This window comes from Pseudomonas sp. Irchel s3a12, from assembly GCF_900187485.1.
GTDB classification, from domain to species: domain Bacteria; phylum Pseudomonadota; class Gammaproteobacteria; order Pseudomonadales; family Pseudomonadaceae; genus Aquipseudomonas; species Aquipseudomonas neuropathica.
On record NZ_FYDN01000029.1, the window covers coordinates 1 to 10,255 of the forward strand.

Below are 10,255 nucleotides of genomic sequence, written 5' to 3' on the forward strand. Positions count from 1 at the left end.
CAGATGCATTCTTTATCGGCGCTTGGGTGAAAGGAGGAGGGGCGAAATCTCCCACGGTCTGTGCTGCGTCAACAGTCAGAATCGAGCCTTGTCCCTCCTCCTCCCTTCAAGTCCTACCATACAAGCGAGCCTGCTCGCGAATGGCGCGACTCGGTATCAGATCAAGCCGCAAAACCCGGCAGCACCGGCACTGGCCGCTTGTCATCATCAATAGCAACAAAGCTGAACTGCCCATGAATCGCCTTCTCGCGGCCATCGCAGCTCATGCTTTCGACGAACACTTCCACCTCGACCTTGAGGCTGGTGTTGCCGACCTTGATCACCTTCCCCACCAACTCAACGATCGAGCCCGCTGGGATCGCGTGGTTGAAGTCGATACGGTCAGTCGACACGGTCACCAGCGGCAAGCGGCAGAAACGCGTGGCGGTGATGAAGGACACTTCATCCATCCATGCCAGCGCTGTGCCGCCGAACAAGGTGTTGTGGTGGTTGGTGGTCGGCGGGAAGACGGCTTTGGTTACGCGAGTTACCGAGAGTTCGGTACGGCGCTGGATTTCCTGGTCGCGGGGAGTCATGGTTCTGGCCTGAAACGAAGGTACGGTGAATAAATTGCAGGCAACAAAAAAGCAGCCCGTAGGCTGCTTTTTTCTGCATCGGAAGCTGGACTTAAGCCAGTTTTTCCTTGATGCGAGCTGCTTTACCCGACAGGTCGCGCAGGTAGTACAGCTTGGCTTTACGTACGTCACCGCGACGTTTAACAGCCATGCTGTCGATCTGCGGGGAGTAGGTCTGGAAAGTACGTTCTACGCCAACACCGTTGGAGATTTTACGAACGGTGAACGCACTGTTCACGCCGCGGTTACGCTTGGCGATTACAACGCCTTCGAACGCTTGCAGACGGGAACGATCGCCTTCCTTCACTTTCACCTGAACGACAATAGTGTCGCCTGGGGCGAAGGTAGGGATTTCTTTGGTCATCTGCTCTGCTTCGAGTGCAAGGATGATTTTGTTGGTCATGCTGTGCTCCTAAGGTAAATCGTTCGATCTACCATCGATACGTTGTTAACTATCGTCCCGCTCGCGGATGTATTCCTCGAGCAGCTTCTTCTCTTCTCCAGAAAGCGAGCGGCTTTCCAGAAGATCGGCGCGTCGTTCAAAGGTCCTACCAAGGGACTGCTGTAAACGCCAACGCCGGATATGCGCGTGATTGCCACTCAGCAACACGTCGGGAACACGCTGATCCGCATACACCTCAGGTCGGGTGTAGTGCGGGCAATCCAGCAGACCATCCGTAAAGGAATCTTCCTCAGCGGAATCCGCATGCCCTAAAGCTCCAGGCAGCAGTCGTGTAACCGCATCGATCAGGACCATGGCCGGCAGCTCGCCGCCAGACAGTACATAGTCGCCAATCGACCACTCTTCATCGACATGAGCCTCAATAAAGCGCTCGTCAATGCCTTCATAGCGGCCGGCAATCAGGATCAATGCATCCGATTGTGCCAGCTCGCGTACCGCCGACTGAGTCAGTTGACGGCCTTGGGGGGACAGGTAAATCACCTTCGCCGCCTCCCCGGCTGCTGCCTTGGCCTGAACCAGAGCATCTTCCAGGGGCTTGATCTTCATCACCATGCCCGGACCACCGCCAAACGGGCGATCGTCCACAGTGTGATGCCGATCCGTCGTGTAATCTCGCGGATTCCAACAGGTCAGCTGCAAGAGCCCCTGTTTGACCGCACGACTGGTGATGCCGTAGTCGCCGATGGCGGAAAACATCTCGGGAAACAAACTGATCACTTCTACGCGCAAATTAGCCACGTTTAGAAGTCCGCGTCCCAATCCACCTTCATCTCGCCCGCGGCCAGGTCGACAGCCAACACACATTGCTCCGTATAGGGCAACAGGCGTTCGCGATCATCCAGGCTGCCAGCGCAAGGCTTGACGACCATTACATCATTGGCGCCGGTTTCCAGAAGATGATCGATTTTCCCGAGCAATTGCCCAAGGGTGTCGATGACCTTCAGACCTTCCAGCTGGTACCAGTAGTACTCGCCTTCGGTCAATTCAGCGAACAGATTGCGCGGCACGCAGATCTCATAACCGGCCAGAAGACGAGCTTCTTCACGATCATCAAGACCCTTGAGCTTTGCGACCAGGAACTTATCGTTCCCGCGTCCACTGACCAGCTCGACCTGTTTCACATTGCCTTCGCGCTTGAGCGTCCAGGTTTTGTACTGCAACAGGTTTTCAGTCGGATCAGTAAAGGAATAAACCTTCACTTCGCCGCGAACGCCATGAACAGAATAAATTTTGCCAATAACGATCAAATCATCGGCAACAGCAGGCGTCGCGTTCATATTGCTCAGGCCGCAGCCTTGGCAGATTCCTTCAACAACTGAGCAACGCGCTCAGAAGGTTGTGCACCAACGCTCAGCCAGTAGGCTACGCGCTCTTGGTTCACGGACAGACGGGTTTCCTGACCACGTGCAACAGGGTTGAAGAAACCAACCTGTTCTTTGTGGGAGCCGTCACGCGGGTTACGCGAGTCGGTTACGGTCAGGTGGTAAAACGGGCGCTTTTTGGAGCCGCCAAGGGCAAGACGGATTGTTAGCATGTGAACATCGTTCCTGTAGTCGGTGCTGCAAATCTAAATGCACAGCGGGCATGGGTGCCCGAAAGGCCGCATATTCTAAGGAATATCCGGACTTTTGCAAATGACTTTTTCCGGCGCCTATGGCATGCCGTGCAGATCTGCATATAGAGCCGTCGATGAAAACGGCCAGTCAGCTCCCGCCGAGTGCGGGTTTGCTGTTGATCCCGCATCCTTGCGGGGCCTGCGCCGGTGCGACGACCGGCGAGATTCCAGTATCCCGTCTCACCCATTTCACTCACTTTTGGCGAGTGAAATAGGTGAGACGGGACACCTTACATTTTTGGCATGCCGCCGCCGGGCAACATTCCGCCCATGCCGCGCATCATTTTCGCCATACCGCCCTTGGCGGAGAATTTCTTCATCATCTTCTGCATCTGCTTGTGCTGCTTGATCAAGCGACCGATGTCCTGCACCTGGGTGCCGGAACCCATGGCGATCCGACGCTTGCGCGAACCGCTGATCAGCTCAGGGTCGCGGCGCTCGGCCGGGGTCATGGAGTTGATGATGGCTTCCATCTGCTTGAACTGCTTCTCTGCGGCGTTCTGGGCATTGCCCATTTGCGACAGGTTGACGCCGCCGATGCTCGGCAGTTTGTCCATGAGCCCGCCGAGGCCGCCCATGTTCTTCATTTGTTGCAACTGATCGCGGAAGTCTTCGAGGTCGAAGCCCTTGCCCTTCTTCAGCTTCTTGGCCAGTTTGTCGGCCTTGTCCTTGTCGAGCGTCGCTTCAGCCTGTTCGATCAGGCTGAGCACGTCGCCCATGCCGAGGATCCGCGAGGCGATACGCTCAGGGTGGAACGGATCGAGCGCTTCGCTCTTCTCGCCCATACCGATGAACTTGATCGGCTTGCCGGTGATGGCGCGTACCGACAGGGCGGCACCGCCACGGGCGTCGCCGTCGACCTTGGTCAGGATCACACCGGTCAGCGGCAGTGCATCACCGAAGGCCTTGGCCGTGTTGGCCGCATCCTGACCGGTCATGGCGTCAACCACGAACAGGGTTTCGACCGGGTTGATCGCGGCGTGCAACGCCTTGATCTCGCCCATCATCTCTTCGTCGATGTGCAGACGACCGGCGGTATCGACGATGACCACGTCGATGAATTTCAGTTTTGCTTCTTTAATAGCTGCGGTGGCGATGTCGACCGGCTTCTGGCTCAGGTCGGACGGGAAGAACGTCACGCCGATGTCGTTGGCCAGGGTTTCCAGCTGCTTGATCGCCGCAGGACGGTAGACGTCCGCCGACACGACCATGACCGACTTCTTCTTGCGCTCTTTAAGGAAGCGCGCCAGTTTGCCAGCGGTGGTGGTTTTACCCGCACCTTGCAAACCGGCCATCAGAATCACGGCGGGCGGCACAGCGCTCAGGTTCAGATCTTCGTTGGCCGCGCCCATCAGGCTTTCGAGTTCAGCCTGGACGATCTTCACGAACGCCTGGCCCGGCGTCAGGCTGCGCGACACCTCGGTGCCGACAGCGCGCTCCTTGACCGAATTGACGAAGTCCTTGACCACCGGCAGAGCGACGTCGGCTTCGAGCAACGCCATGCGCACTTCACGCAGGGTGTCTTTGATGTTGTCCTCGGTCAGCTTCGCCTTGCCGGTGACATGGCGCAGCGTCTGCGAGAGACGGTCGGTTAAGTTTTCAAACATTGCGCGATCCTTTCAGGCCCTGTGTAGACCGGGATAATGGCGGCCCAGACCGGAATCAACATGTGCTCGGCGAGCCTGCGGCGTGGGCAGGTCGCGGATTATAGCGAAGACTGCGGCTGGCGGACACCTCGCTGTCAGCTTCCTGAGTCTTTCGTGCCATGGCGGTTCTATGCCAAACTCAGCCCCTTTCGGGCTTGCCTAACAGGATTTATGCTCCCCTTGTCACCCAGTTTATTGACCACTCTCGCCGCCGCCCTTCTATATGCCGCTGCGACCCTTTATCAGAGCACTCGTCTGGCCACCGGCGCCAAGGCGAACAAGCGCCTGCTGGTTACCCTCGGCGTCTTCGCCGTGTTGGCCCACGGCGCCAGCCTGCTCACTCACTTGCTGACCCCGATCGGTCTAGGCCTGGACTTCTTCAGCGCCTCGAGCCTGATTGCCGCGGCAGTGATCGCGCTGACACTGATTGCCTGCTCGCGAATCCCGGTGGAAAACCTGCTGGTGCTGCTATTTCCGCTGGGCGCGATCACCGTGCTGCTGGCGCAATTCGCGCCGACCGGCACCGTGCAGATCATCGACGAAGAGCCGGGCATCCTCGCGCACATTCTGTTGTCGATCCTCGCCTACGGCATGTTCACCATCGCGGTGTTCCAGGCCTTGTTGCTGCTGGTGCAAGACCACCAACTCAAACACAAGCACCCGTCCGGGCTGATCAAGAATTTCCCGCCGCTGCAAACCATGGAAAGCCTGCTGTTCGGTTTCCTCTGGGCCGGCTGGACACTGCTGTCGCTGTCGCTGATTTCCGGCTGGCTGTTCGTCGAGAACCTGTTCGCCCAGCATCTGGTGCACAAGACCCTGCTGGCGTGCCTGGCCTGGATCGTCTTCAGCGTGTTGTTGTGGGGCCGCAATCGCCTCGGCTGGCGCGGTCACAAGGCGATTCGCTGGACCCTCGCCGGTTTCTGCCTGCTGATGTTGGCGTACTTCGGCAGCAAACTGGTTCGTGAATACATCCTGCACATCTGACGGGCGGCATAAATGGACGGTTTGCCCCTTGGGCCGATGCTCGCGGTATTTGTCCTGCTGATTTTATGGTCAGGGTTGTTTACCGCCGTCGAAATCGCGCAGCAACACCTGCTCGCGCAACGCACCGCCTCGCGCGCCAGCGATAAGCCGCTGGCGAAGCTGAGCTTCCCGCTCGACAGCCTCATTCTCTGCAATACCCTGTGCCGCGCTCTCGCGGTCGTCATCGCGACACTGCTGGCGATTTTCCTCTGCGAAGAAAACGGCCCATGGGCTGCGTGCCTCGGTGCCGGCGCAATTCTGCTGGTGTTTGCCGATTACTTCCCGCGCACCGTCGCCCAGCGTTATCCCGATGCCGTGCTGGCGTTTGGCAATACCTTGCTGACCGTGCCACTGAAGATTGTCTATCCGTTTGCCTGGTTGTTCAGCCGTATCAGCGGTTTGCTGATGACTCCATTTGCACGCAAGGTTCAGGTCGTGCAGCAAAGCGAAGATGACTCGCCTGCCGATCGGTACGACGATCCAGAACACACGGTCCGGGCGCACCCGGTCTCAGGCATTCATGCGCTGGACAATATTACGGTCAACGACATTCTGGTGCCGCGCAGTGACGTCGACGGCATCAACCTCGATGACTCGATCGAAGAAATCATCGAACAACTGCGGCATAACAAGCGCACACGCCTGCCGGTGTTCCATAGCGACATCAATCAGGTTGAAGCGGTGCTCAACACCCGGCAGATCCGGCACCTGCTGAACAACGGTGATCTGACGCGCGAAGCGCTGCTGGCCGCTAGTTACGAACCGTACTTCGTGCCGGAAAGCACGCCGCTGCAACTGCAACTGCTGAACTTCCACAAGCAGCAGCGGCGCCTGGGCATGGTCGTGGATGAGTACGGCGAAGTGCTCGGCATCGTCACGCTGGAAGACATTCTCGAAGAAATCGTCGGCGAGTTTGAAAGCGAGCACAGTCTGGATAATCCGCATATTCATCCACAGGGCGATGGCCGCATGGTCATTGACGGTGCCGCGTCGATCCGCGAGCTGAACAAGTGCCTGGGTTGGCATTTGCCGAGCGATGGGCCGAAAACGCTGAATGGGTTGGTGACTGAAGCGCTGGAGACGATTCCCGAGAGTGCGGTTTGCTTGAAGATCGGGCGCTATCGGCTGGAGATTCTCGAGACCGAGGAGAACCGGGTGAGCAAGGTGCTGATTTGGCATACCTCGTCTGTGCCTGCTTTGCTGCCTGCCCGATAAAAGATCAAAGATCAAAAGATCGCAGCCTTCGGCAGCTCCTACATTTGAAATGCGTTCCCATGTAGGAGCTGCCGAAGGCTGCGATCTTTGTTCTTGTTTGATCGTTAGCCCCCTTCCTATAATCGAGGCGCTTACCCAAGCCCCGCCGAACCTCGTGCTTACCCCGCACCTGACAGGTTTCGGCCATTTCTGCATTACACCGGCGACTGTTCCTACCTGAAACAGCGACCGCGCCTCATCCCACATCCCTGGGTGCTCGACCATAATAATTCGCTCCGATGGAGCTCATGACTGTCAGGGATCACCGCATGACGACCAGTACCGCTTACAGTGCCACCGCGCCTGCCCAACCGACGAATTCCGCCACCCGCGTGGCGACGGCGAGTTTTATCGGCACCGCGATCGAGTTCTACGACTTCTATGTTTACGCCACCGCCGCCGCTTTGGTGATCGGGCCGGTGTTCTTTCCTCAGACCTCTGGCACCGCGCAGATGCTGTCGGCGTTCCTGACCTTCGGCATCGCCTTCCTCGCCAGACCGCTGGGTTCGGCGCTGTTCGGCCACTTCGGTGACCGTATCGGGCGCAAGTCGACGCTGGTGGCCTCGCTGCTGTTGATGGGCGTGTGTACGACGCTGATCGGCGTGCTGCCAGGTTACGCCACGATTGGCGCCTGGGCGCCGATTCTGCTGTGCGTGCTGCGCTTCGGACAGGGCCTGGGATTGGGCGGTGAATGGGGTGGCGCTGCATTGCTGGCCACGGAAAACGCGCCGAAAGGCAAGCGTGCGTGGTTCGGCATGTTTCCGCAGCTCGGACCTTCGATCGGCTTTCTCGCCGCGAACGGCTTGTTTCTGACCTTGGCCATGACCCTCGATGACGAGCAGTTCCGCAGCTGGGGCTGGCGGATTCCGTTCCTGCTCAGCGCAGCGCTGGTGATGGTCGGTCTGTATGTGCGATTGAAACTGCATGAAACACCGGTGTTTGCCAACGCCATCGCCCGTCAGGAGCGGGTGAAGATACCGCTGGTCGAGCTGTTCAGTCAGTACTGGGCGCCGACATTGCTGGGCGCGGCGGCGATGGTGGTCTGTTATGCGCTGTTCTATATCTCGACGGTGTTCTCACTGAGTTACGGGGTTTCCACACTTGGCTATAGCCGCGAAACCTTCCTCGGGCTGCTGTGTTTTGCCGTGCTGTTCATGGCCGCCGCCACGCCGCTGTCGGCTTGGGCCAGCGACCGTTACGGGCGCAAACCGGTGCTGATCATCGGTGGCGTGCTGGCGATTCTTTCCGGGTTCCTGATGGAGCCGTTGCTGACTCAGGGTTCGACCTGGGGCGTGGCGCTGTTTCTGTGCATCGAGCTGTTCTTGATGGGCGTGACGTTTGCACCGATGGGCGCGCTGTTGCCGGAGCTGTTTCCGACTCACGTGCGTTATACCGGTGCTTCGGCGGCGTATAACCTGGGCGGCATAGTCGGGGCCTCGGCGGCGCCGTTCTTTGCGCAGAAACTGGTGGCGATGGGCGGTTTGAGTTATGTCGGTGGGTATGTGTCGGGGGCGGCGGTGCTGAGTTTGATTGCGGTGCTGTGCCTGAAGGAAACGCGTGGCAACGATCTGAATCAGGTTGCCTGACAGAAGATCAAAAGCTTCGCGAGCAGGCTCGCTCCCACAGGTTTTTGGGGTTGGTCACAGATTCTGTGTTCACCCAATCCCATGTGGGAGCGAGCTTGCTCGCGAATGTCGCGACTCGGTTTAGAGCTCGACCACAACAGCCTGAGCAGCGCGGGTCGCCTTGGCACGAGCGGCTTCGATCGACTCATCTCGCGCCAGCGCCACGCCCATGCGGCGCTGGCCATTCACTTCCGGCTTGCCGAACAGTCGCAGCGCCGTGTCCGGCTCGCTCAACGCCGCGCCGAGGTTGGCGAAAGCGGTCTGAGTCGACTGCCCTTCCACCAGAATCACCGCCGAAGCCGATGGCCCGAACTGACGGATCAGCGGTACCGGCAGGCCCAGAATTGCGCGAGCGTGCAGGGCGAACTGCGACAGATCCTGCGAAATCAGCGTTACCAGACCGGTGTCATGCGGGCGCGGCGAAACTTCGCTGAACCACACCTGATCACCCTTGATGAACAGCTCAACGCCGAACAGACCGCGACCACCCAGCGCTTCAGTTACCGCTTTGGCAACGCGCTCGGATTCAGCCAGGGCAACCGGGCTCATGGCTTGCGGCTGCCAGGATTCCTGATAGTCACCCTTCTCCTGACGGTGACCGACCGGCGCGCAGAACGTAGTGCCGCCGATGTGGCGCACGGTCAGCAGGGTGATCTCGTAATCGAAATCGATGAAACCTTCGATGATCACCCGGCCTTTGCCGGCGCGACCGCCCTCTTGCGCATAATCCCATGCCTTCTGCACGTCATCAGCGCTACGCAGCAGGCTCTGGCCTTTGCCCGACGAGCTCATGACTGGTTTGACGACGCATGGGAAGCCTAGGTCCTGAACGGCTTTACTGTAGTCCTCGAAGGTGTCGGCAAAGTGGTACGGCGAGGTCGGCAGGTCCAGCTCTTCGGCGGCCAGACGACGGATGCCTTCGCGGTTCATGGTCAGTTGCGCAGCGCGCGCGGTCGGGATCACGGTGAAGCCTTCGGCTTCCAGTTCGACCAGCGTGGCGGTGGCGATCGCTTCGATTTCCGGCACGATGAAGTGCGGTTTCTCGGCTTCGATCACGGCACGCAGGGCAGCGCCGTCGAGCATATTGATCACGTGACTGCGATGGGCAACCTGCATGGCTGGCGCATTGGCGTAGCGATCGACGGCAATCACTTCAACGCCCAGGCGTTGCAGCTCGATCACCACTTCCTTGCCCAACTCACCACAGCCACACAGCAATACGCGGGTCGCGGTTGGCGACAATGGAGTTCCGATACGGGTCATCTCAGGTCCTCAAAGAAGCGGATCATCGAGGAAAGCAACGCTAGACGCGCTTTCCATGGGGAGAAAGCGCGGCATTTTACATGAACCTGAGGCTTTGGCTTCAGCCAGCGACGGCCTGCTTACGCTCGCGCCAGGCCATGATCAGCCAAACGGCAGTGACGCCGGCGAATTTCGAAGCCAGAGCGGTGATGATCACCGGCGGCGTCAACAGGTCGATCATGCCGAAGAAGATGAAGGTATCGAGCGGAATACTCAGCGCCGAACTGATCCACAAGCGATCACGCAAGGGCCGTTTGGTGATGCTGAATACTAGCCAGTCGATGATCTCGGACACCGCAAACGCCGTGGCACTGGCCAATGCGATCGACGGATCGGAGGTGACATAAGACAGCACCAGCGCCGCCAGCATCGCCACCAACGCACCGTGGCCGAAACGGGTTTGCACCATGTCGCGCAACACGAACACCAAGCCGCCCCAGGCCGACCAGATGATGTCCAGGTGTGGCGCGGTGGAGAAGGCGAAGTTGATCAGCACAACGCTGCTGATGTAGGCGAAGAGGAAAATCATGGAGGTGACCTGTCAGATTGGCGCACAGATTACTGGACCCGCAGATCAAGAGCCACCCCCTCACTGTAGAGACCGGTACATCCTTTACAAATTAGACCGGGGACATCGTTTACACCTTTACAGGCTTGAAACGCGTTTGGCGCCTCTTTCAAGCCTGCCTAAACAGTGGCTGCAAAGGTACAGT

Annotated in this window: 11 protein-coding genes; 3 read left to right on the forward strand and 8 right to left on the reverse strand. The window is 58.8% G+C overall.

Annotated features, from left to right (window positions below; genetic code table 11):
• Positions 1–161: 161 nt before the first annotated feature.
• The 6 genes from CKW14_RS29070 to ffh all read right to left on the reverse strand — a co-directional run bounded on the left by CKW14_RS29070 (position 162) and on the right by ffh (position 4,299).
• Positions 162–575: an acyl-CoA thioesterase gene (locus tag CKW14_RS29070; RefSeq protein WP_093436815.1), complete on the reverse strand. Its 414-nt coding sequence runs from the start codon at positions 573–575 to the stop codon at positions 162–164.
• Between the two features lie 91 nt (positions 576–666).
• The gene (gene rplS, locus CKW14_RS29075) at positions 667–1,017 is read right to left on the reverse strand and encodes a 50S ribosomal protein L19 (RefSeq protein ID WP_003175895.1); all 351 of its coding nucleotides are present in this window, start codon (positions 1,015–1,017) and stop codon (positions 667–669) included.
• A 45-nt stretch (positions 1,018–1,062) separates the two neighbouring features.
• Complete coding sequence (trmD, locus tag CKW14_RS29080; RefSeq protein ID WP_008081628.1) at positions 1,063–1,815, reverse strand: tRNA (guanosine(37)-N1)-methyltransferase TrmD; 753 nt, start codon at positions 1,813–1,815, stop codon at positions 1,063–1,065.
• A 2-nt stretch (positions 1,816–1,817) separates the two neighbouring features.
• Complete coding sequence (gene rimM, locus CKW14_RS29085; RefSeq protein WP_093436819.1) at positions 1,818–2,354, reverse strand: ribosome maturation factor RimM; 537 nt, start codon at positions 2,352–2,354, stop codon at positions 1,818–1,820.
• A 5-nt stretch (positions 2,355–2,359) separates the two neighbouring features.
• A complete protein-coding gene (rpsP, locus tag CKW14_RS29090) occupies positions 2,360–2,611 on the reverse strand; it encodes a 30S ribosomal protein S16 (RefSeq protein ID WP_016986371.1) in 252 nt (83 codons plus the stop codon).
• 311 nt (positions 2,612–2,922) lie between these two features.
• Complete coding sequence (ffh, locus tag CKW14_RS29095; protein WP_007908988.1) at positions 2,923–4,299, reverse strand: signal recognition particle protein; 1,377 nt, start codon at positions 4,297–4,299, stop codon at positions 2,923–2,925.
• A 210-nt stretch (positions 4,300–4,509) separates the two neighbouring features.
• Between ffh and CKW14_RS29100 the strand changes: the two genes are divergently transcribed.
• The 3 genes from CKW14_RS29100 (at position 4,510) to CKW14_RS29110 (ending at position 8,201) form a co-directional block, all read left to right on the forward strand.
• A complete protein-coding gene (locus CKW14_RS29100) occupies positions 4,510–5,322 on the forward strand; it encodes an inner membrane protein YpjD (RefSeq protein WP_095050342.1) in 813 nt (270 codons plus the stop codon).
• 12 nt (positions 5,323–5,334) lie between these two features.
• A complete protein-coding gene (locus CKW14_RS29105; protein ID WP_095126661.1) occupies positions 5,335–6,576 on the forward strand; it encodes a transporter associated domain-containing protein in 1,242 nt (413 codons plus the stop codon).
• Between the two features lie 308 nt (positions 6,577–6,884).
• Positions 6,885–8,201, forward strand: a complete 1,317-nt coding sequence (locus tag CKW14_RS29110) for an MFS transporter (RefSeq protein ID WP_095050339.1) — start codon at positions 6,885–6,887, stop codon at positions 8,199–8,201.
• A 120-nt stretch (positions 8,202–8,321) separates the two neighbouring features.
• Here the strand turns inward: CKW14_RS29110 and purT are convergent, their stop codons facing one another.
• Together purT and CKW14_RS29120 are read right to left on the reverse strand one after the other, a co-directional pair.
• Positions 8,322–9,503, reverse strand: a complete 1,182-nt coding sequence (gene purT, locus CKW14_RS29115) for a formate-dependent phosphoribosylglycinamide formyltransferase (protein ID WP_093436840.1) — start codon at positions 9,501–9,503, stop codon at positions 8,322–8,324.
• Between the two features lie 100 nt (positions 9,504–9,603).
• On the reverse strand, positions 9,604–10,071 hold the full coding sequence (locus CKW14_RS29120) for a VUT family protein (protein ID WP_095126662.1): 468 nt from the start codon (positions 10,069–10,071) through the stop codon (positions 9,604–9,606).
• Positions 10,072–10,255: the final 184 nt, after the last annotated feature.

Excerpts from the sequence above, each read along its gene's own strand:
- purT (WP_093436840.1), bottom strand. The coding sequence starts at position 9,503 with ATGACCCGTATCGGAACTCCATTGTCGCCAACCGCGACCCGCGTATTG.
- ffh (WP_007908988.1), bottom strand. The coding sequence starts at position 4,299 with ATGTTTGAAAACTTAACCGACCGTCTCTCGCAGACGCTGCGCCATGTC.
- rimM (WP_093436819.1), bottom strand. The coding sequence starts at position 2,354 with ATGAACGCGACGCCTGCTGTTGCCGATGATTTGATCGTTATTGGCAAA.
- CKW14_RS29120 (WP_095126662.1), bottom strand. The coding sequence starts at position 10,071 with ATGATTTTCCTCTTCGCCTACATCAGCAGCGTTGTGCTGATCAACTTC.
- rpsP (WP_016986371.1), bottom strand. The coding sequence starts at position 2,611 with ATGCTAACAATCCGTCTTGCCCTTGGCGGCTCCAAAAAGCGCCCGTTT.
- CKW14_RS29110 (WP_095050339.1), top strand. The coding sequence starts at position 6,885 with ATGACGACCAGTACCGCTTACAGTGCCACCGCGCCTGCCCAACCGACG.
- CKW14_RS29100 (WP_095050342.1), top strand. The coding sequence starts at position 4,510 with ATGCTCCCCTTGTCACCCAGTTTATTGACCACTCTCGCCGCCGCCCTT.
- CKW14_RS29105 (WP_095126661.1), top strand. The coding sequence starts at position 5,335 with ATGGACGGTTTGCCCCTTGGGCCGATGCTCGCGGTATTTGTCCTGCTG.
- rplS (WP_003175895.1), bottom strand. The coding sequence starts at position 1,017 with ATGACCAACAAAATCATCCTTGCACTCGAAGCAGAGCAGATGACCAAA.
- CKW14_RS29070 (WP_093436815.1), bottom strand. The coding sequence starts at position 575 with ATGACTCCCCGCGACCAGGAAATCCAGCGCCGTACCGAACTCTCGGTA.